The organism is Microbacterium oleivorans (assembly GCF_013389665.1).
Taxonomy (GTDB): Bacteria; Actinomycetota; Actinomycetes; order Actinomycetales; family Microbacteriaceae; genus Microbacterium; species Microbacterium oleivorans_C.
In genome coordinates this window covers 1,085,142-1,108,651 of sequence record NZ_CP058316.1, presented here as the reverse complement: position 1 = coordinate 1,108,651, position 23,510 = coordinate 1,085,142, and the positions used below count along the sequence as shown (strand labels likewise).

The window sequence follows — 23,510 nt, the reverse complement described above, 5'->3', positions numbered from 1 at the left end:
GCACCTGTTCCCCGCGCTGGGAAACGGCCGGACTTAAGATGGCCGCATGCCCGACGCCTCCGCTCTTCCGCCCATCGCCATCCTCGGAGCCGGCTCGATGGGCGGTGCGATCCTGTCGGGGCTCGTCGCCTCGGGCGCGGCTGCGGGCGGCGTCACGGTCACCAACCGGTCGTCCGACAAGGCCGCTGCGCTGGCGGAGCTTCCGGGGGTGACGAGCGTGGCGCTCTCCGAGACCCCCACGGGCAACACGGATGCCGCCGCCGCGGCCGACATCGTGCTCATCGGTGTCAAACCGGCGATGGTGCCCGATCTGCTGCGCGAGATCGCTCCGGCGCTGCGCCCGGGGACCGTCGTGGTGAGCCTCGCGGCGGGCGTCACGATCGAGACCTTCGCCACGCTCCTCGGCTCCGACGTGCCCGTCATCCGGTCCATGCCGAACACCCCGGCGGTAGTGGGCAAGGCCGTCACCGGGTTGGCCGCCGGGCAGGCGGCATCCGAGGCGGACGTCGCCGTCGTCCGGGCGCTGTTCGAGACCTGCGGAGTCGTCGTCGCGGTTCCCGAGGATCGGATCGACGCGCTGTCGACGATCTCGGGCTCCGGCCCGGCCTATGTCTTCCTGCTCATCGAGGAGCTCACGCGTGCCGCGGTGGGCAAGGGGTTCGACGAGGCCGACGCGCGGACCATGGCCGAGCAGACCTTCATCGGCGCGGCGGCCCTCCTCGACGCCTCGGGCGAGGAGCCCGCGGAGCTGCGTCGCCGGGTCACCAGCCCGAAGGGGACGACCGAGCGCGCGATAGCCGTCCTGCAGGACGCACGACTCGACGACGTCTTCGCCCGCGCGACCGACGCCGCGCTTGCGCGGGCTCGTGAGCTCGCCGCCGGCTCCTGACCTCCGAGCCCCGACGAGCCCGGACGTCGCGGACGAAGAGGGGGCGCCCTCACCGGGTCTCGTGTCTGCCTGAGCGTCGGCCGTGCCACCGTCACGTCGCCCCCCACCCTCACGGCTCAGGCAGGCAGCCCCGCCGCCAGCACTCCACACCCACCGGGGCGGGGGCACGTCAGCGGTCGAGGGAGGCGAAGCGCTCGATGTCGGAGTTCGTGCCGGACACGATGATGAGGTCGTGGTTCGTGACGACGGTGTTGGCCTCCGCGTAGCGGAACGGCTTGCCCGGGCTCTTCACTCCCACCACGGTGACGTGGTACTTCGTGCGCACGCCTGACTCGTTCAGACCCACACCGCGGATGAACTTCGGCGGATACATCTTGGCCAGCACGAAGTCGTCGTCGAAGCGGATGAAGTCGAGCATGCGCCCGCTGACGAGGTGGGCCACGCGCTCGCCCGCTTCGCGCTCGGGATAGACGACGTGGTTCGCGCCGACGCGGGCGAGGATCTTGCCGTGCGACTGCGACACGGCCTTGGCCCAGATCTGCGGCACCTTCAGGTCGACGAGGTTCGCGGTGATGAGCACCGAGGCCTCGATCGAGGATCCGACCGCGACGACGGCGACCTGGAAGTCCTGCGCACCGATCTGCTTGAGCGCGTCGAGGTTGCGCGCATCGGCCTGGACGGCGTGCGTGACCCGCTCCGACCACTTCTGCACCAGCTCGAGGCTGTCGTCGATCGCGAGCACCTCGCGGTCGAGGCGATCGAGTTCACCGGCGCACGCGGCGCCGAAGCGCCCGAGCCCGATGACCAGGACGGGGGCGTCGCCCCGGATCTGCTCAACCAACGATGGGCCTTTCGACGGGGAGGGCGTACAACTGCGAACGGGATGTCGCAGCGACCGCCGCGGCGAGTGTCACTGTACCAACGCGTCCCATGAACATCACCAGGGCCATCACGTAGACGGCCGAGTCGGGCAGCTCCGCCGTCAGCCCGGTCGACAGCCCGACCGTCGCGAAGCCCGAGATGACGTCGAAGAGCACGAGGTCCACGGGCGCCTTGGTGATCTGCGCGATCGTGACCGTGCCGAGGGCGACGATGGTCGCGCTCCACGCGACGACCGAGAGGGCCACGCGCTGCACATCGCTCGGGATGCGGCGACCGAAAGTCTGCACCGAGGGGCGTCCCTTGGCCTCCGACCACACCGCCAGCGCCAGCACGGCGAGGGTGGTGACCTTGATGCCGCCGGCGGTGGAGGCCGACCCGCCGCCGACGAACATGAGCATCGATCCGACGATGAGGGAGGAGCCGTGCATCTCGCCGATGTCGACGACCGAGAAGCCGCCGGAGCGCGTCATCGCCGAGAGGAAGAAGGCCTGGAAGGTGGTGTCCCACGCCTCCATCGAGCCGAAGGTCGCCGGGTTGTCGTACTCGAGCAGCAGGAAGACCCCGGCACCGGCGAAGAACAGCACGATGGTCGTGATGATCGTCAGCTTGGCGTGCAGCGACCACGCCCGGACGTGCCAATGGTGGCGCCACAGGGTGAAGATGACGGGGAACCCGATCGAGCCGAGGAAGACGCCCGCCATGAGGACGGTGAGCATGATGTAGTCCTGGGCGAACGGCTGGAGCCCCTCGGCGTTCGGTGAGAAGCCGGTGTTCGTGAAGGCCATGGCCGCGTAGTACGGCGCCTCCCACAGCGCCGTCAGCGGGTCGACGCCGCCGATGAGGAGCGACGGGTAGAGCAGCACGGCCAGCCCTGCCTCGATCACGAGGGTCGAGAGCGCGACGGTGCGCAGCAGCAGGCCGACCTCGCCGAGGCGCACGGCCTGTCCCTCGTTCACCGGACCGCCGTGGGCGCGCATCGGGTTGCTGTCGCCGGCGGCGATGAGCTTCGCGCGCAGGCCGAGGCGCTTGGAGATCACCAGGCCGAGGATCGAGGCGAGCGTGAGCACACCGAGCGCGCCGACGTTGACGCCGATGTAGATGAGGACGTGACCGAGGGGCGACCAGTGCGTGGCCATGTCGACGGTCGCCAGCCCCGCGACGCAGATGGTCGAGACGGCGGTGAAGAGGGCGTCCGCGAAAGGCGTCGCGACGCCGTCCGCCGAGGCTGCCGGCAGCGAGAACAGCGTCGTGAAGACGAGGATGAGCGTCGAGAAGATCAGCACCGCGAAGCGGGAGGGCGACGCGGTCGCGAGGTCGCGCCCCGCATCCCAGGCGCTCCGGCCGAAGGATCTCAGGCGGCGGAGGACGATCGCGCCGACGGACCGGTCCGCCATGCGTGTCCTCCCCCTGGTCGCTGCGCGTGCACAGGGCGCCGGCCGCAGCTCGGCGCCGATGTCATGGTACTCGGGCGCGCACGGCGACTAACCTGATTGCATGGCGGACATCTTCGACGTGATCGCCGACGGTACCCGTCGGGACATCCTGCGTCTCCTGCTCGACCGTGACTCCGACCCCCGCACCTCGGGGACGAGCGTCTCGCAGATCGTCAACGAGCTCGGGGTGAGCCAGCCGACGATCTCGAAGCACCTGAAGGTGCTGCGCGAGGCCGAGCTGGTCACCGTGCGCGAGGAGGGGCAGCACCGCTACTACAGCCTCTCGCCCGAGCCGCTCGACGCCATCGACGACTGGCTCGTGCCGTTCCTGACGTCGGAGGCCTACGACGCCGAGCCGGCCGTGGCGCTGCCCGAGCAGGCGGCGGCCGTCGCCGAACGGGTGGGGCGCGCCGCCGCATCCGCGAAGCACGCCGTCACCAGCGTGTTCGGCAAACGCCCGCCGCGCTGATCCCACCGGCCGCAGGGCGAGTCCCACCCGTCACACCGGTTTACACGCGTCGCGCCGTCCCCCTAGAGTGATCGCAGCCGGGGGAAAGGGATGACGATGGCCGAGCTGCCCGATGTGCGCTTTCTCACCGTGGCGGAGGTGGCGGAGATCATGCGGGTGTCGAAGATGACCGTCTACCGTCTCGTCCACTCCGGCGAACTGCCCGCCGTCCGCTTCGGTCGCAGCTATCGGGTGCCCGAATCAGCGGTGCGCGAAGCACTGCAACGGCCGATCTCCGACGTCGGCTAGACTGATCCGAGGCATTTTTCGCGAGATGCCTGTTCCCGGACGCAGAAGAGAAGCGTCCAGACCCTGACATAGTGAGGTTTTCCGTGGGTTCTGTCATCAAGAAGCGCCGCAAGCGCATGGCGAAGAAGAAGCACCGCAAGCTGCTTCGCAAGACTCGCCACCAGCGCCGCAACAAGAAGTAAGTCGCGGCGACGTCACTGAGCGCCCCATTCGGCTTCGGCCGAGGGGCGCTTCGTGCTTTGTGCCGCCCTAGGCTGAGAGCGGAGGAACCAGCATGAAATCCATCACCATCGACCAGCTCCGCGCGGGCCGCGACGTTCCGCTCATCGACGTGCGCGAGGACCACGAGTTCGCGACGGGTCGCGTGCCCGGAGCGATCAGCATCCCGATGTCGCAGCTCGGCGAGCGGCTGTCCGAGCTGCCCGACGGCGCGTTCGACGTCATCTGCCAGGCGGGCGGTCGCTCCGCCCAGGTCGTCGCGGCGCTCGAGGCTCGCGGTCACGACGCGACCAACGTCGCCGGTGGGACCGGCGAATGGGCGGATCGCGGCTTCGAGCTCGAGCGCTGACCCGGCTCGACCGATGACGACTCTGACGCTCGTCTCCAAGCCCGACTGCCACCTCTGCGACGTCGCGCGAGAGATCGTCGACACCGTCGTGGCGGACCTCCCCGACGGCGAGGTCGATGTCACCGAGGTGTCGATCCTCGACGACGCGGCGCTGTATGAGCAGTGGTGGGAGAAGATCCCCGTCGTGCTGATCGACGACCGGCTGCACGCGCACTGGCGCCTCTCGGCCGATCGGCTGCGCGCCGCGCTGGCCGCGTCGCTCCGTGATCCCGCCGCGCCCGCGGCATCCGCCCCCACAGAGGAGTCCGCATGACCATCCGCCACGTCGTCGCCTGGAAGCTCGCCGCCGAAGATGCCGAGACCCGCGCCGAGCACGCCGCCGAGGTCTCGCGTCGCATCGGCGCGCTCGTGGGCGTCGTGCCCTCGATCCGCTCGCTCAGCATCGGGCCGAACGTCGCCTACGCCGACGTCAACGGCGATGTCGCCGTCGTCGCCGACTTCGACGACCTCGCCGGGCTCGAGGAGTATCAGGTGCACCCCGCGCACCAGGAGGTCGTCGGCTACGTCCGCAGCGTCGCCGGGTCCCGCATCGCCGTCGACTTCGAGGTCTGATCCGCCGTCAGCCGCTGAGCCGGCTCCGTCAGCCGCGCTGCCGCACCGTCACCGGCTCGTCGCGGAGGCCCACGACGACGCCGTCGCCGTAGCCGAGTCGCTCGCCCGCGGCGTGCTGGACACGGATCAGCACGCCGTCGGCGGTGCGCACCAGCGAGCGGCGGTAGCTGCCGAGGAACGTGCTCTCCTCGACCACGGCCGCCACGCCGCCGCCCTCGGATCGCGCTCCGCGGTGCAGCACGACGTTCTCGGGGCGCACCAGCACCGCGACCTCGCCGTCCGGCGCCTCGCCGTTCGCGGGCAGATCGTGACCCCACACCGACACTCGGCCGGCTCGGAGCACGCCGGGCACGACGCTGGAGAGCCCGACGAACGCGGCGACGTGGGGCGTCTGCGGACGCAGGTAGAGCTCCTCGGGGGAGCCGATCTGCTCGATGCGGCCGGCGTTCATCACCGCGATGCGGTCGGACACCGCCAGTGCCTCCTCCTGGTCGTGCGTGACGAAGAGCGTCGTCATGCCCAGGCGCAGCTGGAGCCGGCGGATCTCGTCGCGCAGCTGCACCCGCACCTTCGCATCGAGCGCGGAGAGCGGCTCATCCAGCAGCAGCACGCGGGGCTCGGTCACCAGCGCGCGCGCGAGCGCCACCCGCTGCTGCTGGCCTCCCGACAGCTCGTGCGGGTAGCGCGCCGGCAGGTCGCCGAGGCCGACGAGGTCGAGGGCATCGCCGGCGCGGCGGGCGGCCTCCGCACGGCCCACTCCGCGCCGGCGCAGACCGAACGCGGTGTTCTCCAGCACGCGCAGGTGGGGGAACAGCGAGTACGACTGGAACACCATCCCGAGGTCGCGCCGGTTGGTCGGCACTCCCGAGATGTCGCGGCCGCCGACAACGGCCGACCCCGAGGAGGCACGTTCGAGCCCGGCGAGCACGCGCAGCGCCGTCGTCTTGCCGCACCCGGAGGGTCCGAGGAGCGACACGAACTCGCCGGGCGAGATGTCGAGATCCACGCCGTGCAGCACCCGGGTCGCTCCGTAGTCCTTCACGATGCCGCGGAACTCGACGCGTGCGCCGTCGCCGGCCCCCGAGAGCAGCGCGTTGTCGGACGTGCGCGGCAGCGGCCGCAGCGTGGGGTCGGTCGAGGTCATGGGGCTTTCCTTCCGGTGCCGACGCGTCCGACCCGCCCGATGACGAGCAGCAGCACGAACGCGAAGGCGAGAGCGAGCAGAGTGAAGATGGCGGCGGCCCAGGCATCCTGGCGGTTCACGACGACCAGACCGGTCTGCAGCACCTGCCGGTTCAGCAGCGATGCGATCGTGAACTCGCCGAGGACGACGGCGACCGAGATGAGGGATGCCGCGAGCAGGCCCGGCCGCAGGTTCGGTGCGATGACGCGCACCAGGATGGCGGGCCACCCCGCCCCGAGCGTGCGCGCCGCCTCGGAGAGGGTCTTCAGGTCGACGGCGTCGATCGATGCCTGGATCGAGCGGTAGGCGAAGGGCATGACGAGCACGCCGTAGGCGAAGGCGAGGGTCCAGGCGCCGGTTCCGACGGTGCGGCCGATCGCCAGGTAGATCGGTGCCAGGCCCACGACGAGCACGATGGCGGGGATGGCGATGGGCAGGAGCGCCACGAACTCCATGCCCCGACGCAGACCCGGGAACCGCAACGCGACGAGGACCATCGTGGGGGCGAACAGGAACAGCACGATCGCGACGGTGACGACGGCCAGCACGAGCGAGTTCGCCAGCCCTGTCCATACCGGGGCGTACCGCGCGGCGTTGGCAGGGTCGGCCAGTGCCAGCCATCGCTCGAACGAGTAGCTGCCGTCAGGCAGCGTGAGGGTGAACAGCGCGGTGGCGACGAACGGGACGGCGAACACGGTGCCCACCAGCACGCCGATGACCCAGCGCGCGGCGGGCGAGGGCGAGAGCGCACTCCTCATCGCTGCCACCTCGCCGCGCGGCGCTGGATGAGCGCGTAGCACGCCATGACCGCTGCGACCACGACGATCATTCCGAACGCCAGCGCACCCGCCAGGTTCTCGCGGCCCAGCACGGTCTCGCTGGTGAGGGCGGCGCGGATCTGCAGGGGGACGATCTGCGAGCCCTGGCTCGCCAGCGCCGCGGCCGTGGCGTACGACGAGAAGGCGTTGGCGAACAGCAGCAGGAAGCTGGCGAGGAACGACGGCGCGAGGACGGGGAAGCCCACGTGCGGCCAGAAGCCCGCTCGCGTGCCACCGAGCGTCAGGTGAGCCTCGGCCCACTGCGGCTTGAGCGCCGCGAGCGCGGGCATGAAGGTGATGATCATGAGCGGGACCTGGAAGACGATGTAGGCCGGGATGAGCCCGGGGAGCGCGTAGATCCAGGCGCCCTCCGCGTAGAGGCGGATGCCGAGCACGTCGGCCAGCACGCGGGTGACGACCCCCTGCGTGCCGATGGCGGCGATCATGACGAACGCGAGCATGACGCCGCCGAACTGTGCCAGCACCCCGGACGCCGCCTCGACGATGGTGCGGACCGTGCCGCCCTCGCGCAGCCCGAGCATGGCGTAGCAGACCAGCGCCCCCACGACCGCGCCGATCGCCGCGGTGAGCAGGGACACCCATGTGGAGTTGGCGAAGGTCGCGAGGATGACGGGATCGGCGAGGGCGGCGAGGTTGTCGAGCGTGAAGGCCCCGTCACCGTCGAACAGTCCGGTGAGCAGAGCCAGCGCGGTGGGAAGCGCGAGGAACAGCGCGACGTAGACGGCGAAGGGCACCAGGCCCAGCCACGACCAGTCGAGGCGCTGTGCGCCCCGACCGGTCGTGCCGGTGCTGCCCGGTGCGGTGTGCGGTGCCGGGCTCAGGGTCACTGGACCGCCGCGGCCCACTTCTCGCCGAGGAGCGTCCCGGCGGCGGTGGACTGCTCCTCGGTCGGCACGACCGTCTCGGCGGGAGCCTCGGGGAGCTTCGCCGCGAGGTCCTCGTCGAGCGTTCCGGCGGCGAGCATCGCCTCCATGCGGGCCGGACGCGCCCCGCCGGCGAGCCAGAGGTTCTGCACCTCGTCGCTGTAGAGGAACTCCTGCCACAGGCGCGCCGCGGCCGGGTTGGGCGCGTCGATGTTGATCGCCTGGTTGTAGTAGCCCGCGTAGCCGGTGCCCGGGAAGACCACCGTCTTCCAGGTGGGCACGCTCTCGGCGTGGGCGGCGTTGAGGTAGTCCCAGTCGAAGACGACCGGGGTCTCACCGCTCGCCACGGTCGCGCTGGTCACGTCGAGCTTGAGCATGTTGCCTGCGGCGTTGAGCTCGCCGAAGAAGTCGATGCCGGGCTGGAAATCGTCGAGGCCGCCATCCGACTCCACCGTGGCCAGACCCACGGCGGCGAAGGCCGCACCCGCCTGGGTGGGGTCGCCGTTGATGGCGACGGCGCCGCGGAACTGCTCGCCCAGCAGATCGTCGATCTCCTCGGGGGCGTCGAAGCGGGCGGAGTCGTAGCCGACCGACATGTAGCCGCCGTAGTCGCCGACGAACAGCCCGGTCGACTCCTTGAGGGCGTCGGGGATGTCGTCCCAGGTCTGCACCTGGTACGGCGCGAAGCGGTCGGTGTTCTGCAGGGCGACCGTCAGGCCCAGGTCGAAGACGTCGGGCGCGGTGTCGAGTCCCTCGTTGGTCTCCGCGGCCTGGATCTCTTCGGCGCTGGAGATGTCGGGAGACTGCTCGTTGACGGTGATCTCGGGGTAGCGCTCGGTGAACAGGTCGATGATCTCGCCGTAGTTCGCCCAGTCGCGCGGCAGCGCGATGACGTTGAGCTGGCCCTCCGCCTTCGCGGCGGCCTCGAGATCGGCGAAGGTGCCGATGTCGGCCAGGCTCGTCGCGGTGGCGGCGTCGGAGCCGGCGGCGTCGGTCGCCTCCGCGGTTCCGCCGCAGCCGGCGAGGACGAGTGCGGATGCCGTCGCGAGCGCGACGACGGCGCCGGTGCGGCGCAGCAGGGTGCGGGACATGGGGTCGTTCCTTTCGGGTGGCCCCTGGCCGCGCGCACGGGCAGCGCCGGAAGCAGGGGAGCGGAAGGAACCTATGGGTGCCAGGTGTCGCGCGTGCCCTCGCCCGGTGAACGGCCGATGACCGTTCCCCGTCGCGACGGCGTCACCCGCGCCGGTCGCGCTCCCCGGGGTCCTCGTCCTCGGCGGCCGGCACGATCGGGATCGCGTTGGTGAACGTGCTCGCGCGCCGCTCGGCCTCGGCGCTGCCGGTGAACAGCCCGTCGTTGGTGGGAGTCGGGTCGTGCGTCACGCGATGCTCGGCGCCGGCGGCGGCGGCATCCGTCATCATCACGCGTTGCATCGGGACCGCCTGCGGCATCGTCCGCTGCACCCAGGTCACCATCGCCTCGCGGACCAGGCACCGCAGGTCGAAGAGCGTGGGGGCGTCCTTCGCGGTGACGAGGATGCGTACGCGCACGTAGCCCGCGACGGCATCGGTCACCTGCAGCACCGATGCCCGCCGATCCCACAGCTCGGTCTTCTCGAGCACGTCGTGCAGGTGGGCGCGCATCGCGGCGGGCGAGACGTTCCAATCGAGGTCCATCTCGACGGCGCCGAGCAGCTCGGAGCCGCGCCGCGTCCAGTTCTCGAACGGCGTCGTGGTGAAGTACGTGCACGGCAGCACCAGGCGCCGGTCGTCCCACAGATCGAGCACGACGTAGCTCAGTGTGATCTCGCCCACGCGTCCCCACTCGCCGTCGGCGACGACGACGTCATCGACGCGGAGCGCGTCGCTGAAGACGATCTGGAGCCCCGCGAAGACGTTCGCGAGCACCGACTGCGCCGCCAGGCCCGCCACGACCGAGGCGATGCCCGCCGAGGCCAGCACGCTGGCGCCGACCGCGCGCACCGAATCGAACGTCAACAGGACCGCGCCGATGCCGATCACGATGATGATCGCGACGGCGAGCCGTCGAACGATGAGCATCTGGGTGCGGATGCGGCGGGCGACGCGGTTGTCGGGAACGTCGATGCGGTAGCGACCGAGCGCGACATCGGTGACCACGATCACCAGCGACGCCAGCAGCCACGCGCTCGCCGCGATGATGAGGATCGTCAGCACCTGCGCGAGGATCGACCGCCACAGCTCGTCGGGGAACGACGTCTGCACCGCCGCCCACAGTGCGATGGCCGTGAGGAGCGCGCGGAACGGGGCACGCGAGCGGCGGCTGAGCACCTCCGGCCAGCGCTGCCGCCGACCGGCGATCCGCAGCGCCACAGCGGCGACCACGGCCACCACCGCCGCCACCGCGAGTCCCACCAGCACCGCGATGCCGAAGTCCATCCAGCCGTCCCACATACGTCTCGCTCCCATCGGTCGCCGAGGGAGCCACGATACGGGTGGCGCCCGGCGCCCGCTGAGGACTTGCCGGGTGGACGGGGTGTCGTGTTACGGGGCGAGCCGGGTGGGGCCGCGGAACAGGTAGGTCACCTCGCGGATCGACGACTCGCCCAGCAGCAGCATCAGCACCCGCGCCAGACCCATCCCGAAACCGCCGTGCGGCGGGGCGCCGTAGCGGAAGAAGTCGAGGTAGAAGTCGAGGTGCTCGGGCTCGAGCCCCTTCTCCTTGGCCTGCTCGATGAGCACGTCGACGCGGTGCTCGCGCTGCGCGCCGGTCGTGATCTCCACGCCGTTGAAGAGGAGGTCGTACGACTTGGTCAGCCCCGTCTCCTCGTCGCGCATGTGGTAGAAAGCGCGGATCTCGGGGTGGTAGTCGGTGATGAAGACGAACTGGTGCCCGAAGGTCTCGGCGACGTGCGCGGAGATCTGACGCTCGCCCTCGGGGTCGAGGTCGCCGTCGGTGCGGGGGATGTCGTAGCCGCGGGCGGCGACGATCTCGCGCGCCTCGGCCAGGGGGATGCGGGGGAAGGGGATCTGGGGCACCTGCACCTCGACGCCGAACAGCTCGGCGATCTCGGCGCCGTGCTTGTCCTGGACGGCCTGGAAGGCGAACTGCAGCAGCTCCTCCTGCATCGCCGCGACGTCCTCGTGCGAGTCGATCCAGCTGATCTCGGCGTCGATCGAGGTGAACTCGGTCGCGTGGCGCGACGTGAACGAGGGGTCGGCGCGGAAGACGTCGCCGATCTCGAAGATCTTGCCGAAGCCGGCGGACTGGGCCATCTGCTTGAAGAACTGCGGGCTCTGCGCGAGGTAGGCCGTCTTGTCCTCGAAGTAGGGAACCTCGAACAGCTCGGCCGCCGACTCGGAGGCCGAGGCCATGAGCTTGGGCGAGTGGATCTCGATGTAGTCGCGCTCGATCCAGTACGTGCGCATCGCGTGCTCGAGGGTCGTCTGCACGCGGAAGATGAGGTTGTTGCGACGCTGACGCAGGTCGAGGAAGCGCCAGTCCATCCGCTTGTCGAGCCCCGAGTCGGCCGCGATGGGCGTCTCGGGGAGGGCGGCGGCTGCGATCTCGAGCGCGCCGATCTTGATCTCGACGCCGCCGAGCTTGACGCGCTCGTCGTGCTTGAGCTCACCGGTGACGGTGAGGAACGTGCCCGTCGACAGGCCGGAGATCAGCTCGGTCAGGGCCAGCGCCGCGGCATCCTGCTCGGCGCCGTCCTCGGACGGACGGGTGGCGGGGTTGACCAGCTGCACGGCACCGGTCTCATCCCGCAGGATGACGAACTGCACCTTCTTCTGATCGCGGACGGTCTCGACCCATCCGGACACCGACACGGGGCCGTCGGGGCGGGCCTGCAGCTGCTGGACGAGAACGCGTTCACTCACGAGGGGAGAGTCTACGCGTCCAGCAATCTCCGACGTCGCGGCCCTAGGCTGTGCGCGGGGCCCGCTCGGGCATCCGATCACCGAGCGCGAAGGCACCCGATGACCGACATGACCCGGACCGCGTACGCCCATGCGGCGGCATCCAGCAGCGGCGGCGGCTCCTGGCTCTCCACCCTCGCCGACTGGACCGTCTCGCTCATGGACACGATCGGGCCCGCGGGGGCGGCGATCGCGGTGGGGATGGACAACCTCTTCCCGCCGATCCCCAGCGAGGTCGTGCTGCCGATGGCCGGGCTCGCCGCCTCGCGCGGCTCGTTCACGCTCGCCGAGGCGATCCTGTGGACGACGTTCGGCTCGGTCGCGGGTGCCTACATCCTCTACTTCCTCGGACGCTGGCTCGGCGCCGACCGGCTGCGCCGCATCGCCGACAGGCTGCCGCTGGTCAAGGGAGACGACGTGGTGCGCTCGGTGCACTGGTTCGAGAAGCACGGCTCGATCGCGGTGTTCTTCGGCCGGATGGTCCCCCTCTTCCGCAGCCTCATCTCGATCCCGGCCGGTGTGTCCCGCATGCACTGGTGGAAGTTCGGCCTGCTCACGACGGCCGGCAGCCTGATCTGGAACTCGATCTTCGTGATGGCCGGCTTCCTGCTGGGGGAGAACTGGCACATCGTCGAGCAGTACGCCGAGATCTTCCAGACCGTCGTCATCGTGGGCGTCGTCGTCGCCGTGGCCTGGTTCGTGATCGTCCGGGTGCGCGCGCTGCTGCGCGATCGTCGCGACGGCGAGCGGTCGGAGTCGGCGTAGTCCGAGGGACCTCGACGCCGGGAGCGCTCAGGGTCCGCATAGGAGGGGGCGCCGTAGACTGGAGACCGTGCCTGCAGCCCGCCTTCATCTCGTGCGTCACGGTGAGGTCCACAACCCCCGCCGCGTGCTCTACGGGCGGCTCCCGCACTTCGGTCTGAGCGAGGACGGGCGCCGGATGACCCGGTCTGCCGCCGAGCACGTGAAGTCGCTGGGGCGCCCCGTGACCGCCCTGGTCTCGTCTCCGCTGCAGCGCACCCGCGAGTCGTCGGAGCCGTTCACCGAGCTCTTCGGCTTGGAGCCGGTCATCGACGAGCGCGTCATCGAGCCGCACAACGTCTTCGAGGGGCGTCGCATGCGCCACGCGCTGATCAACCCCCTCAACTGGCTTCACCTGCGCACCCCGGCCACGCCGAGCTGGGGCGAGCCGTACGCCGAGATCGTGGCTCGTATGGATGCCGCGATGCGCGACCTGTGGTCGGCCACCCCCTCCGGCGACGCGGTGATCGTGTCGCATCAGCTGCCCATCTGGATCACGCACCTCGCGGTGGCCGGTGAGCCGCTGCGCCACGACCCCCGTCGCCGCCGCTGCGCGCTGTCGAGCGTGACGAGCTTCGAGCTCGACGGCGACACGTGGCGCGAGGTCGCCTACGCCGAGCCCGCGTCGACCGCGGGCGCCGTCGACGTCGGAGCCGTCTGATGACGCGTCGCCTGCTGGCCGGCGTCCTCGCCCTCGCGCTCACGGCGGGGCTGGCCGCCTGCACGAGCCCCAACGACGACCTCGCCGGGCAGTACCGCGAGGGCGACAACAAGGGCTTCATCTCAGGCGACGGCACCGTCACCGAGATCGCCGCCGAGGACCGGGGCGCGCCGATCGAGTTCACCGGCACCGCCGTCGACGGCTCGTCGGTCTCGAGCGCCGACTATGCCGGTCAGGTGCTCGTGCTCAACTTCTGGTACGCCCAGTGCGGTCCCTGCCGCGCCGAGGCGCCGCTGCTCGAAGAGGTCTACACCGACACGCAGGACGTGGGCGCCGAGTTCCTGGGCATCAACATCTACGACGGTCCCGAGCAGGCCGGATCGTTCGAGCAGACCTACGGGATCAGCTATCCGTCGCTGCTCATGCAGGGCGACGCCGACCTGAAGCTCGCCCTCGCCGCGTCGGCCTCGGTTCAGGCGGCGCCCACGACGCTGGTGCTCGACACCGAGGGTCGAGTGTCGGCGCGCATCGTCGGTCAGCTGCGCGAGGCGTCCATCCTCCGCACCCTCGTCGAGGACGCGGCATCGGCGGGAGCGTCGTGAACCCCGGCGAGATCGTCTTCGGCGGGGCGCTGTGGCTCGCGGTGCCGATCGCGATGCTCGCGGGGCTCGTGTCGTTCCTCTCGCCGTGCGTGCTGCCGCTCGTGCCCGGCTACCTCGGCTTCCTCGGGGGCGCCGTCACGCCGCGCGAGCCGCGCGCGGTCCGCGGCGGAGGCGACGCCTCGGCATCGGGTGCGGTGGGCTCCGCCGGATCCGCGCCGGTCGCGGTCCGCACCCGGACGGCGCCCGCGCCGTCGTCGCCCGGTCGCGGGCGGCTGCTGCTGAGCGTCGGTCTGTTCATCTCGGGATTCACCGTGGTGTTCCTCGCCATGGGAGTGTTCGCCGGAACCCTCGGGCGGGTCTTCTTCGAGTACCAGGACGTCATCACCCGCGTGCTCGGCGCGGTCGTGATCGTGCTCGGTCTCGTCTTCGTCGGGGTCTTCGGCGTCGCTCAGCGCACCTACCGTCCGCAGCTGCGCCAGAATCTGGGCCTCGCCGGCGCGCCCCTGCTCGGCGTCGCGATGGGCATCGGCTGGGCGCCGTGCATCGGTCCGACCCTGGCCGCCATCCTCTCGATCGCGTACAGCCAGGCCGACCCCGCGCGCGCCGGCATCCTCGCCGTGGCGTACTCGTTGGGTCTCGGCATCCCCTTCGTCCTCCTCGCGCTCGGCGCGAGCTGGGCGACTCGATCGGTCGCGTTCGTCCGTCGCCACATCCGTGTCGTCAACATCGTCGGCGGGGCGCTGCTCGTCGTCCTCGGCCTGCTGATGGTCACGGGCGTGTGGACCGCCTTCATGTCCGTCTTCCAAGGAGTGGTGGCCGGTGTCCCGACCTTCCTCTGACCAGGCCGATCCCTCGGCCCCGTTGCGACCGGGGGACTACTCCGGCTCGCGCGACGACGACCGCGAGACCCGCGACGACCGAGACATCGTCCAGCCGACCCTCGGTGTCATCGGCTGGATGCGGTGGGGCTGGCGTCAGCTCACGAGCATGCGGACGGCTCTGGTCCTCCTCCTGCTCCTGGCCATCGCGGCGATCCCCGGATCGATCGTGCCGCAGCGCGGAGCCGACCCCAACGGCGTCACGCAGTGGCGCGCCGACAACCCCGACCTCTACCCGGTCCTCGACGCGCTGCAGCTGTTCGACGTCTACACGTCCGCCTGGTTCTCGGCGATCTACATCCTGCTGTTCGTCTCGCTCATCGGGTGCGTGATCCCGCGGACGAAGCACCACTGGCAGGCCATGAAGTCGCGCCCGCCGCGCACGCCGGTGCGGCTCTCGCGCCTCGCCGACCATCGCACGGCCGGCGTCGCGCTCGCCGAGGGCGAGGATGCCGCGGCAGCGGCGGCATCCGTCATCGACGACGCGCAGCGACAGTTGCGCAAGTCGGGCTACCGCGTCGAACGGTACGACGCGGGCGGGACCGCATCCGTCTCGGCCGAGCGCGGCTACCTGCGCGAGACCGGAAACCTCGTGTTCCACGGCGCGCTCGTCGGCGTGCTGCTCTCGGTCGGCATCGGCGGCGGCGTGACCTACACCGGGCAGACCGTCATCATCGAGGGCGACACCTTCGTCAACTCGCTCGGGCTCGGCTACACCTCGTTCAACCCGGGCCGCTTCGTCGACACCGATGAGATGCCGCCCTATTCGTTGACCCTCGACAGCTTCGACGTCTCCTACGGCGAGTTCACCGGAGAGCCGGGTCACGGGATGGCCGGAGACTTCCAGGCGAACCTCACCGTCGCCGAGCCGGGCGAGCAGCCCCGCGACGGCGATGTTCGGGTCAACCACCCGTACGAGATCGAGGGCGACCGCATCTACCTGATGGGCAACGGCTACGCACCGACCATCACAGTGCGAAACGCCGCGGGCGACATCGTGTTCAACGAGACCGTGCCGTTCCTCCCGCAGGACAACAACATGACCTCGCAGGGCGTCGTCAAGATCGCCGACGGCATGCCCGAGCAGCTCGGCCTCGTCGGGTTCTTCTACCCGACGGCGGCGACGCTCGCCTCGGGCGCGGTCGGCTCGGCCTACGGTGACCTGACCAACCCGCTGGTGACCTTCTGGGTCTACCAGGGGGACCTCGGCATCGACGACGGCACCCCGCGTTCGGTGTACACGCTCGACCCCACCGGGATGGAGCAGATCGCCGGTGCCGACTCGGGCGTCGCCTCCCTCGAGCTCGAGCCCGGGCAGACCGTCGACCTGCCCGACGGTCTCGGCACCGTCACGTTCCAGGACGAGCGGACGGCGGGGGCCGACGAGTCCGTCAAGCGCTACGTCTCGCTGTCGATCCACCGTGACGTGGGCGCTCCCTTCGTGCTGGTCTTCGCCATCCTCGCCACCCTCGGGCTGCTCGCGGGGCTCTTCGTGCCGCGCCGGCGCCTGTGGGTCAAGGCCACGCCCGTCGACGGCGCGCTGCGGATCGAGTACGCCGGGCTCGCGCGCGGCGAGGATCCCGCCATCGCGCAGGCGGTCGCCGACCTCGAGCGCAACCACCTCGCGCACCTCGGCCGCCCCGAGGCCGAGGTGCCGGCCGAGACCGCGCGTCCGCGCCGCCCCCGCCCCGCCCGCGCTGACGCGCCCGACGTAGACTGAGGACCATGCCCGAAGACCTCTCGCTCGACGCTGTTTCGGTCTTGCTCGTATGGACGGCCGTGGCCGTCTACGCTCTGGCTTTCATCGCCTACGCGGTCGACCTGGCACGCCGATCCGACCTCGCGCTCAAGGCGAAGGACGCCGCCCCGGCGACCGCCGCCGCCCCCGTCCTGGTGGCAGCCGGTGGACAGACGATCGGGCAGATCCGCGCCGCCGAGGCCGAGGCCGAGCTCGCGCTGAACGCCCGCCCGGCGGAGCGACCCCGCCTGCTGTGGGCGCGCATCGGAACCGCGCTGACGTGGATCGGCTTCCTCTTCCACGTCGCAGCGACCGTCCTGCGCGGCATCGCCGCCGAGCGCGTGCCGTGGTCGAACATGTACGAGTTCGCCATGACCGGAACCGTGCTGGTCGTCGCCGTGTACCTCGTCGTGCTCTTCCGCTACGACCTGCGCTTCCTCGGCACGTTCATCACCGGCCTGGTGGCCGTGCTGATGGGCGGGGCCGCGACGAGCTTCTACGTCGTGGTCGTGCCGCTCGCCGACCCGCTGAAGTCGGTGTGGCTCGTCATCCACGTCTTCGTCGCCTCGCTCGCCACCGCCTTCCTCGCGCTCGCATTCGCGCTGTCGATCGTGCAGCTGATGCAGGCGCGACGCGAAGCCCGTGCGATCGCACGGGTCGGCGCCGAGACCGACGGCGGAACGGCATCCGCTGCCCGTTCGCGTGACGGCCTGCGCTTCCTCCGCACCCTCCCGAGTGCCGACGCCCTCGAGTCGCTCGCGTACCGATTCGCGATCATCGGCTTCATCTTCTGGACGTTCACCCTGATCGCCGGTGCGATCTGGGCTAACGACGCCTGGGGCCGCTACTGGGGCTTCGACACCAAGGAAGTCTGGACCTTCGTCATCTGGGTTCTCTACGCGGGATACATCCACGCCCGAGCGACCCGCGGATGGCGGGGCAGTCGCAGCGCCTGGCTGTCGATCGTCGGCTTCTCGGCGGTGCTGTTCAACTTCATCATCGTGAACCAGTTCTTCAAGGGCCTGCACGCCTACAGCGGCCTGACCTGATCCACGCTGCGGACGCGGTCGGCGCGCATGGTGCGCCGCCGGAATCTTCTCGTGCCACGGAGTCTCGACGTGGATCGCGAGTCTCGCCCGAGACCGCCTGACCCGCACCGCCGACGCACCGTGCCGCCGCGCGCCGGCGGGGCGGGTCAGGCGCCGGCGGGGTGCAGAACGGCGCGGACCGAGGTGGTGCGGGCGCGGGCGGTGACGATGACGGTGACCACGAGCGAGAGCACGAGCCAGATCACCAGCCCGGCGACCGCGGCGCCGCCACCTCCGGCCGAGGTCAGCACGGCGAGCAGACCCTGATACGCGGATGCCGTCGGCAGCAGGCTCGCGATCTGCGACAGCACACCGGGCACGGTCGACACGACACCGGTCGCCACCGCGAGGACGGCCACTCCCGCCGCGACCCATCGGCCGGCGCCGCCGAGGAGTGCGACGAGCGCCTGGTTGATCGCGGCGAAGGCGACGCCCGCCAGGGCCGCGAGACCCGCGAAGGCCGCCCAGGTCCACGGATCGTACGAGGCCGCGAGCTGCACGACCACAGCCACGAGAACGCCCTGCACGAGTCCGATCACGGCGGCCGGGGCGAAGGCGCGCAGGGTCAGCACGACCGACGGGCGGCGCGAGCTGAGCGCACCGCGCGGCAACGCCTGCAGGGCGATGAACGATCCGATGGCACCGAGCCAGAGCGCGAGCCCGGTCAGCAGCGGGATGGCCGAGGCGCCGAACAGGTCCGACCCGAGCCCTTCAGCCTCGACCGGGGCGGCGACGACGCTCGCGAGGTCGGTCGCCTGCTGGTCGGTGTACGAGGGCAGGGCGGCGGTGGCGGTGTCGAGCCCGTCGGCGAGTGAGACGGTGCCGTCGGCGACCGTCCCCACACCGGAGGCGAGGTCGCCCGCGCCGCTCGACAATTCGCCCGCGCCGCTCGAGAGCTGCGACGCGCCGTCTGCGAGCTGGCCCGCGCCGTCCGCGAGCTGGTCGGCACCTCCGGCGAGCTGGCCGGCGCCGCCGGCGAGCTGATCCGCGCCGGTGGAGAGCTGCGCGACGCCGCCCGCTGCGGCGTCGGCGCCGGCTGCCAGCTGGTCGATGCCGCCCGAGAGCTCGTCGAGTCCCGACGAGAGCTCGGCGATGCCCGAACCCAGTGCCGGCAGCGCCTGCAGGCCCGTGGCGATCGCGCCGGCGTTCGCGACGATCCCCTGGACGGAGGCCAGGTTCGCGTCGACGGCCGACGACGCGGCGGCCACGTCCGCGCACCACTCCTCGGGCACGGGGGATGCCGCGCACTGCTGCGCGAGCGTCTGCAGCGTGCCGGCGGCCTGCGTGAGGCTCGCGTTGATGCTCGCCTGGTCGGCCTCGACGGCCTTCGCGGCATCCACGACGCTCTGCGGGACCTCGGGGATGGGGCTCGCCGTGAAACCGTCGGCGATGGCACCCAGCCCGCCGGCGATCGTGCGCCCGTTCTCGGCGATCACCCGCGCACCCGCCGACCACTGCGTGAGGCCGGTCGCGGCGGCGTCGGCACCGTCGGCGAGCTGCGACGCGCCACCCGCCAGGTCGGTGGCGCCGCCCGCGACCTCGGATGCACCGCCGGCGAGCTCGGACGCGCCGCCCGCGAGGGTGCCGGCGCCGCTCGCGAGAGCACCTGCGCCGTCTGCGAGCGCGGTGGCGCCGTCGGCCGCCTGGCGGCCGCCGTCGGCGAGCTGCCGGGCTCCGTCCGCGGCGTCGCCGAGCTGGTCTCCAAGCGTGGTGAAGCCGAGGAAGACGTTCTCGAGGTAGACCGCCGACAGCTGCGAGCCCATGAGCGAGGTCGCGGCCTGGGTGATCTGCGCCGTGATCGCGTCGTCGACGACGAGGCTGTCGGGGGCGGTGTCGACGCGGATGGTGGCCTTCTCGGGGGTTCCGCCCGGCGCCGTCGAGGTGGCCGCTGCCGAGAACCCGGTCGGGATCGTGATGACGGCGTCGTAGGTGCCGTCGGCGAGCCCCGCGGAGGCGTCCTCGTCGTTCGAGATGACCCAGTCGAGGTTGCTCGGGACGTCGTCCGAGCCCGCGACGAGGCCCGCGGTGAGCTGACGGCCCAGGGGGGCGAGCTGACCGTCGATCTCGACCGGCTGGTCGTCGTTGACGATCGCGGCGCGCATGTTGTCGAGCCGCTCGGCCGGGTTGTACAGCGCCGCGACCAGCACGCCGCCGATGAGGACCGGCAGCAGGATGACGCCGACGATCGTCAGCCACGTGACGGGCTTGCGCGAACGTGCGCGCTCGATGGGAAGAGTCATGACGAGATCACCTCGGTGTTCGGGTGCGACGGATCCGACGCGGGCGCCATGGGCGCGCCGCCATGGAGGGGAAGGGACTGCGGGGCCGAGCGGTGGGCGTCGGCGAGGATATCGAGCACCGCGTGTTCGCGGCGCGCGACGACGACGAGCGTGAGAGCTCCCGCCCCGGCGTGGCGGTCGTCGAGGTCGGATGCCGCGTCACGCAGCACGGCGGCGGCTTGGTCGCGCTCGGCGCCGGCGAGGAGGTCGAGCCCGTCGACGACCAGGAGCCCGGTGCCCCCGGCCAGCGCGTCCCGCAGCTGCGCGACGGGGTCGGCGGCGCCGTCGAGCAGCGCGAGGCCGACGTGGGCGCGCACCCAGGCGGCCCGTTCGGGCAGGAGGTGCCCGCCGACGCGGAGCCGTCCGTCGTCCACCCGCAGGCGCCCCGAGACCGCCAGGGCGAAGGTGCGACCGACGCGGGGGTCGGCGTGCGTGACGACGAGCGACCCGCCCGGCTCCACCCGGAAGTCGGCGCCGGAGAAGACCGCCTCGTCGCCCTCCTCGTCGGCGTGGACGGTGACGCCCTGGCCGACGAGGGCTGCGGACGTGTTGCGCTCCGGCCAGTCGCGCAGCGACAGCTCGCGCTCGACGGCCTCGCCTTCGATGTCGAAGTGGGGCAGGACGCGGTCGAGCCAGCGCGGCATCCACCACGCCTTCTCGCCGAGGAGTGCCATCACCGCGGGCACGAGGGTCATGCGGATGAGGAATGCGTCGACGGCGATCCCGACGGCGAGTCCGAGCGCGATGGGCTTGATCGAGGAGTCGCCCTCGGGGACGAACGCCGCGAACACCGCGAACATGATCACCGCCGCAGCGGTGACGACCCGCGCCGAGGAGGTGAACCCCGACCGCACCGCACCGATCGCGGTGAGGCGGTCGGCGCGACCGCCTCGGGCACGGCGACCGTGGACGTAGTCTTCGCGCATGCGCGAGACGAGGAAGACCTCGTAGTCCATCGCGAGCCCGAACAGCACGCCCATCAGGATGATCGGCATGAAGCTGATGACCGGTCCCTCGCGGGTCACGTGCAGCAGGTCGGCGAACCATCCCCACTCGAACACCGCTGCCACGACGCCGAACGCCGCGAGCACCGAGAGCAGGTAGCCCAGCGCCGCCTTGATCGGCACCCAGATCGAGCGGAAGACGATCGTGAGCAGGATGAGCGAGAGGCCGACGACGAAGATCCCGAAGGGCAGCAGCGCCTCGCCGAGCCGGTCGGAGATGTCGATCCCGACGGCGGTGAACCCCGTGACCTTGAGGTCGACGCCGTACTCGTCGAGCAGCCGGTCGTGCTGGGCGCGCAGCTCGCGGACGAGGTCGGCGGTCGCGGGGTCGTCGGGTGCGGTGTCGGGCACGATCTGGACGAGACCGGTGTCGGCGGTCTCGTTGGGCGTGGCCAGCGCGACCTCCTTGACCCCCGGGATGCGGGCGATGTCGTCGCCGATGTCCTCCATCAGGGTCAGCGGATCCGTCGACGTGACGATCGTGCCGGTCATGATGAGCGGGCCGTTCGCACCGGGTCCGAAGTGCTCGGCGGTGAGGTCGTAGGCCTGCCGGGCCTCGCTCGAGGGCGGCTGCACGCCGGCGTTGGGAAGGGCCAGTGTGAGGCTCGCGGCGGGGATGGCGACGACGCCGAGGCCGGCGACGACGGCGATGGTGGTGACGAGGGGATGCCGCGTCACGCCGCGCACCCACCGGTCGGCGAACGACCGGCGCGGCTTCGCAGGCTCGCGCCGCGAGCGGCGGGGACGCCGGGCCCACCCGGCCACGCGCGCTCCGGCGAAACCGAGCAGGGCGGGGGTGAGGGTCACCGCCACGACGACCGCGATCGCCACGGCGACCGCCGCTGCGATCCCCATCGTGGTGAGGAAGGGGATGCCGGCGAAGCTCAGACCGATGAGGGCGATGAGCACCGTGATGCCCGCGAACGCGACGGACGAGCCCGCGGTACCCGTCGAGCGGGCCGCGGACTCCTCGGGGTCCATCCCGGCGCGCACCTGGTCCTGATGTCGGGCCGCGATGAACAGCGAGTAGTCGATGCCGACGGCCAGTCCCAACATCACCGAGAGCAGCGGCGTGGTCGAGGAGACCGAGGCGAACTGCGTCGCGACGAAGATCATCGCCGTCGCGAGGGCGACGCCGATGAGCGCGCTGACGAGCGGGAACCACGACACGGCGAACGAGCGGAACGTCACGATGAGCACGAAGAGGGCGACGAGCACGCCGATGACCTCGACGATCGACAGTGCCGGTATCGAGGTCGAGAAGAGATCGCCGCCGAGGGCGATCCGCGTCCCGTCGGGAAGGTCGTCGCGCAGCTGCTGGGCCACCTCGGTCAACGCGTCCGTCGTCGCGGTGTCGACCGATGTCGCCTCACCGTCGAACTGCACACGGACGATGGCGGCACGGTCGTCGTCGGAGACGAGCCCCGAGACCGTCTCGTCGAAGGGATCCGTGACGGCGAGCACGTCGTCCCCGAGGTCTCCGAACGCCGTCACCGTGTCGGCGATCTCGGCGGCGTACGGGTCGTCGCGGACGCTCCCGCCCTCGGGGGCCACGATCACCAGCTGGGCACTGGTGCCGCTGGCCTGGGGGAAGGTGCGGTTCAGCAGCTCCAGCCCCTCCTGAGCCTCCGTGCCGGGGATGGTGAAGGAGTTGTCCGTGCCCTTGTTCAGCAGGAGCGCGCCGCCGCAGGCGATCACGAGGATCAGCAGCCACGACACGAGGACGCGCCACGGGTGACGGAACGACCAGCGCCCGAGGGTGAAGAGGAGTGTGGACACGGGCGCTCCTGGTCTCGCAGATCGTCACGGAAATTCGATACAGCGCTGTATCCGATACACCAATGTATCCTAGGTTCACCGCGCGTCGCCCAGCCTGAGCGAACGGTGTGAACACGAGGAGCACCATGGATGCCGAGGGTCGTCCCTCCACCCGCAGCCGCGAGAACACGCGGGCGCGATTGCTCGACGCCGCCGCGGAGGTCTTCGGCGAGGTCGGGCTCGACGCGGCCTCGGTCGAAGCGGTGTGCGATCGCGCCGGGTTCACGCGCGGTGCCTTCTACTCGAACTTCGCGTCGAAGGACGAGCTCTTCCTCGCGCTCGTCGAGCGCTCCTCCAGCGAGAAGCTCGATCGTGTCGCCGATCGCGTCCGGGGGCTCGACCGCAGCGCGGAGCCCGATCCCGCCTCGCTCGTGCCCGAGGTCGTCGGGGTGTCCCTCGCGGGGATGGAGCCGAGGCTGGTCTCGGAGCTGCGTGCGCAGGCGATCCGCGACGAGCGGATGGCCGCGGCATACCTGCGACTGCAGGACGGCATCGTCGACCGGGTGCATCGCATCATCGAGGACATCCGCAGCGTCTACGGACTGCGGTTCCGCATCCCCACCCGCGAGGTCGCGAATCTGATGGTCGATCTCTCGGACGCCACCTGCGAGCGCGCCGCGATCCAGGGACTCGGCGAGCCCGAGACGACGGAGCTCCTGCACGCGCGCATCGGCGTGCTGGCCACGGCGCTCCTCGTCGACTGACCGCGGCGCGC

The 23,510-nt window shown here is 71.1% G+C and carries 24 protein-coding genes; 14 read left to right on the top strand and 10 right to left on the bottom strand.

The annotated features are described in order from the left end of the window. Positions 1 to 46 precede the first annotated feature (46 nt). The gene (gene proC / locus HW566_RS05465; RefSeq protein ID WP_178011073.1) at positions 47 to 889 is read left to right on the top strand and encodes a pyrroline-5-carboxylate reductase; all 843 of its coding nucleotides are present in this window, start codon (positions 47 to 49) and stop codon (positions 887 to 889) included. 169 nt (positions 890 to 1,058) lie between these two features. Here proC and HW566_RS05460 read toward each other — a convergent pair whose 3' ends face one another. Together HW566_RS05460 and HW566_RS05455 are read right to left on the bottom strand one after the other, a co-directional pair. Beyond that, positions 1,059 to 1,730: a potassium channel family protein gene (locus HW566_RS05460; RefSeq protein ID WP_091500290.1), complete on the bottom strand. Its 672-nt coding sequence runs from the start codon at positions 1,728 to 1,730 to the stop codon at positions 1,059 to 1,061. Then, complete coding sequence (locus HW566_RS05455; protein WP_178011071.1) at positions 1,723 to 3,165, bottom strand: TrkH family potassium uptake protein; 1,443 nt, start codon at positions 3,163 to 3,165, stop codon at positions 1,723 to 1,725. The genes HW566_RS05460 and HW566_RS05455 overlap by 8 nt, the downstream gene beginning before the upstream one ends. Positions 3,166 to 3,265: 100 nt before the next feature. Between HW566_RS05455 and HW566_RS05450 the strand changes: the two genes are divergently transcribed. From HW566_RS05450 to HW566_RS05425, 6 genes are all read left to right on the top strand, one after another. Further along, positions 3,266 to 3,673, top strand: coding sequence for an ArsR/SmtB family transcription factor (locus HW566_RS05450; RefSeq protein WP_178011070.1), 408 nt, complete (start codon positions 3,266 to 3,268; stop codon positions 3,671 to 3,673). 96 nt (positions 3,674 to 3,769) lie between these two features. Continuing rightward, positions 3,770 to 3,961, top strand: a complete 192-nt coding sequence (locus HW566_RS05445; protein WP_178011068.1) for a helix-turn-helix domain-containing protein — start codon at positions 3,770 to 3,772, stop codon at positions 3,959 to 3,961. An 83-nt stretch (positions 3,962 to 4,044) separates the two neighbouring features. Next, entirely contained in the window at positions 4,045 to 4,143 is a 99-nt protein-coding gene (locus tag HW566_RS05440; protein ID WP_003792170.1) for a 30S ribosomal protein bS22, read from the top strand. A gap of 92 nt (positions 4,144 to 4,235) precedes the next feature. After that, a complete protein-coding gene (locus HW566_RS05435) occupies positions 4,236 to 4,529 on the top strand; it encodes a rhodanese-like domain-containing protein (protein WP_178011066.1) in 294 nt (97 codons plus the stop codon). Positions 4,530 to 4,542: 13 nt separating this feature from the next. Next, complete coding sequence (locus HW566_RS05430; RefSeq protein WP_178011065.1) at positions 4,543 to 4,842, top strand: glutaredoxin family protein; 300 nt, start codon at positions 4,543 to 4,545, stop codon at positions 4,840 to 4,842. Next, the gene (locus HW566_RS05425; RefSeq protein ID WP_178011063.1) at positions 4,839 to 5,141 is read left to right on the top strand and encodes a Dabb family protein; all 303 of its coding nucleotides are present in this window, start codon (positions 4,839 to 4,841) and stop codon (positions 5,139 to 5,141) included. The genes HW566_RS05430 and HW566_RS05425 overlap by 4 nt, the downstream gene beginning before the upstream one ends. 28 nt (positions 5,142 to 5,169) lie before the next feature. Here HW566_RS05425 and HW566_RS05420 read toward each other — a convergent pair whose 3' ends face one another. From HW566_RS05420 to aspS, 6 genes are all read right to left on the bottom strand, one after another. Then, complete coding sequence (locus HW566_RS05420; RefSeq protein WP_178011061.1) at positions 5,170 to 6,285, bottom strand: ABC transporter ATP-binding protein; 1,116 nt, start codon at positions 6,283 to 6,285, stop codon at positions 5,170 to 5,172. Next, a complete protein-coding gene (locus HW566_RS05415; protein ID WP_178011060.1) occupies positions 6,282 to 7,082 on the bottom strand; it encodes an ABC transporter permease in 801 nt (266 codons plus the stop codon). Before HW566_RS05415 ends, HW566_RS05420 begins: the two co-directional genes overlap by 4 nt. Continuing rightward, positions 7,079 to 7,984, bottom strand: a complete 906-nt coding sequence (locus HW566_RS05410) for an ABC transporter permease (RefSeq protein WP_178014712.1) — start codon at positions 7,982 to 7,984, stop codon at positions 7,079 to 7,081. The genes HW566_RS05415 and HW566_RS05410 overlap by 4 nt, the downstream gene beginning before the upstream one ends. Before the next feature lie 2 nt (positions 7,985 to 7,986). Next, on the bottom strand, positions 7,987 to 9,117 hold the full coding sequence (locus tag HW566_RS05405; RefSeq protein WP_178011058.1) for an ABC transporter substrate-binding protein: 1,131 nt from the start codon (positions 9,115 to 9,117) through the stop codon (positions 7,987 to 7,989). Positions 9,118 to 9,259: 142 nt separating this feature from the next. After that, on the bottom strand, positions 9,260 to 10,456 hold the full coding sequence (locus HW566_RS05400) for a mechanosensitive ion channel family protein (protein ID WP_178014710.1): 1,197 nt from the start codon (positions 10,454 to 10,456) through the stop codon (positions 9,260 to 9,262). A 90-nt stretch (positions 10,457 to 10,546) separates the two neighbouring features. Then, positions 10,547 to 11,887 carry an aspartate--tRNA(Asn) ligase gene (gene aspS, locus HW566_RS05395; protein ID WP_178011056.1) on the bottom strand — a complete coding sequence of 447 codons (1,341 nt, stop codon included), beginning with the start codon at positions 11,885 to 11,887 and terminating at the stop codon, positions 10,547 to 10,549. A 99-nt stretch (positions 11,888 to 11,986) separates the two neighbouring features. Here aspS and HW566_RS05390 point away from each other — a divergent pair, with 99 nt between their 5' ends. The 6 genes from HW566_RS05390 to ccsB all read left to right on the top strand — a co-directional run bounded on the left by HW566_RS05390 (position 11,987) and on the right by ccsB (position 17,655). Beyond that, positions 11,987 to 12,691, top strand: coding sequence for a DedA family protein (locus HW566_RS05390; RefSeq protein WP_178011054.1), 705 nt, complete (start codon positions 11,987 to 11,989; stop codon positions 12,689 to 12,691). Between the two features lie 67 nt (positions 12,692 to 12,758). Further along, complete coding sequence (locus HW566_RS05385; RefSeq protein WP_178011052.1) at positions 12,759 to 13,388, top strand: histidine phosphatase family protein; 630 nt, start codon at positions 12,759 to 12,761, stop codon at positions 13,386 to 13,388. Further along, a complete protein-coding gene (locus HW566_RS05380) occupies positions 13,388 to 13,990 on the top strand; it encodes a TlpA family protein disulfide reductase (RefSeq protein WP_178011050.1) in 603 nt (200 codons plus the stop codon). The genes HW566_RS05385 and HW566_RS05380 overlap by 1 nt, the downstream gene beginning before the upstream one ends. Before the next feature lie 53 nt (positions 13,991 to 14,043). After that, positions 14,044 to 14,829 (top strand): cytochrome c biogenesis CcdA family protein, encoded by a 786-nt coding sequence (locus HW566_RS05375; RefSeq protein WP_372955794.1) that lies wholly within the window; start codon positions 14,044 to 14,046, stop codon positions 14,827 to 14,829. Next, positions 14,810 to 16,588 (top strand): cytochrome c biogenesis protein ResB, encoded by a 1,779-nt coding sequence (gene resB / locus HW566_RS05370; RefSeq protein WP_256728880.1) that lies wholly within the window; start codon positions 14,810 to 14,812, stop codon positions 16,586 to 16,588. Before HW566_RS05375 ends, resB begins: the two co-directional genes overlap by 20 nt. A 5-nt stretch (positions 16,589 to 16,593) precedes the next feature. Further along, positions 16,594 to 17,655 (top strand): c-type cytochrome biogenesis protein CcsB, encoded by a 1,062-nt coding sequence (ccsB, locus tag HW566_RS05365; RefSeq protein ID WP_178011047.1) that lies wholly within the window; start codon positions 16,594 to 16,596, stop codon positions 17,653 to 17,655. Positions 17,656 to 17,801: 146 nt separating this feature from the next. Here ccsB and HW566_RS05360 read toward each other — a convergent pair whose 3' ends face one another. Further along, positions 17,802 to 19,934: a YhgE/Pip domain-containing protein gene (locus tag HW566_RS05360; protein ID WP_178011045.1), complete on the bottom strand. Its 2,133-nt coding sequence runs from the start codon at positions 19,932 to 19,934 to the stop codon at positions 17,802 to 17,804. Then, positions 19,931 to 22,756, bottom strand: coding sequence for an MMPL family transporter (locus tag HW566_RS05355; protein WP_178011043.1), 2,826 nt, complete (start codon positions 22,754 to 22,756; stop codon positions 19,931 to 19,933). Before HW566_RS05355 ends, HW566_RS05360 begins: the two co-directional genes overlap by 4 nt. Positions 22,757 to 22,881: 125 nt before the next feature. Here HW566_RS05355 and HW566_RS05350 point away from each other — a divergent pair, with 125 nt between their 5' ends. Beyond that, positions 22,882 to 23,499: a TetR/AcrR family transcriptional regulator gene (locus HW566_RS05350; protein WP_178011041.1), complete on the top strand. Its 618-nt coding sequence runs from the start codon at positions 22,882 to 22,884 to the stop codon at positions 23,497 to 23,499. Positions 23,500 to 23,510: the final 11 nt, after the last annotated feature.

What these genes read in the sequence shown, in the direction of transcription:
- HW566_RS05375 (WP_372955794.1), top strand. Translation starts at nt 14,044, where the DNA reads ATGCTCGCGGGGCTCGTGTCGTTCCTCTCGCCGTGCGTGCTGCCGCTC.
- HW566_RS05425 (WP_178011063.1), top strand. Translation starts at nt 4,839, where the DNA reads ATGACCATCCGCCACGTCGTCGCCTGGAAGCTCGCCGCCGAAGATGCC.
- HW566_RS05400 (WP_178014710.1), bottom strand. Translation starts at nt 10,456, where the DNA reads ATGTGGGACGGCTGGATGGACTTCGGCATCGCGGTGCTGGTGGGACTC.
- ccsB (WP_178011047.1), top strand. Translation starts at nt 16,594, where the DNA reads ATGCCCGAAGACCTCTCGCTCGACGCTGTTTCGGTCTTGCTCGTATGG.
- HW566_RS05350 (WP_178011041.1), top strand. Translation starts at nt 22,882, where the DNA reads ATGGATGCCGAGGGTCGTCCCTCCACCCGCAGCCGCGAGAACACGCGG.
- HW566_RS05415 (WP_178011060.1), bottom strand. Translation starts at nt 7,082, where the DNA reads ATGAGGAGTGCGCTCTCGCCCTCGCCCGCCGCGCGCTGGGTCATCGGC.
- HW566_RS05380 (WP_178011050.1), top strand. Translation starts at nt 13,388, where the DNA reads ATGACGCGTCGCCTGCTGGCCGGCGTCCTCGCCCTCGCGCTCACGGCG.
- HW566_RS05430 (WP_178011065.1), top strand. Translation starts at nt 4,543, where the DNA reads ATGACGACTCTGACGCTCGTCTCCAAGCCCGACTGCCACCTCTGCGAC.
- HW566_RS05360 (WP_178011045.1), bottom strand. Translation starts at nt 19,934, where the DNA reads ATGACTCTTCCCATCGAGCGCGCACGTTCGCGCAAGCCCGTCACGTGG.
- HW566_RS05455 (WP_178011071.1), bottom strand. Translation starts at nt 3,165, where the DNA reads ATGGCGGACCGGTCCGTCGGCGCGATCGTCCTCCGCCGCCTGAGATCC.
- HW566_RS05390 (WP_178011054.1), top strand. Translation starts at nt 11,987, where the DNA reads ATGACCGACATGACCCGGACCGCGTACGCCCATGCGGCGGCATCCAGC.
- HW566_RS05435 (WP_178011066.1), top strand. Translation starts at nt 4,236, where the DNA reads ATGAAATCCATCACCATCGACCAGCTCCGCGCGGGCCGCGACGTTCCG.
- HW566_RS05445 (WP_178011068.1), top strand. Translation starts at nt 3,770, where the DNA reads ATGGCCGAGCTGCCCGATGTGCGCTTTCTCACCGTGGCGGAGGTGGCG.
- HW566_RS05405 (WP_178011058.1), bottom strand. Translation starts at nt 9,117, where the DNA reads ATGTCCCGCACCCTGCTGCGCCGCACCGGCGCCGTCGTCGCGCTCGCG.
- HW566_RS05420 (WP_178011061.1), bottom strand. Translation starts at nt 6,285, where the DNA reads ATGACCTCGACCGACCCCACGCTGCGGCCGCTGCCGCGCACGTCCGAC.
- proC (WP_178011073.1), top strand. Translation starts at nt 47, where the DNA reads ATGCCCGACGCCTCCGCTCTTCCGCCCATCGCCATCCTCGGAGCCGGC.
- HW566_RS05450 (WP_178011070.1), top strand. Translation starts at nt 3,266, where the DNA reads ATGGCGGACATCTTCGACGTGATCGCCGACGGTACCCGTCGGGACATC.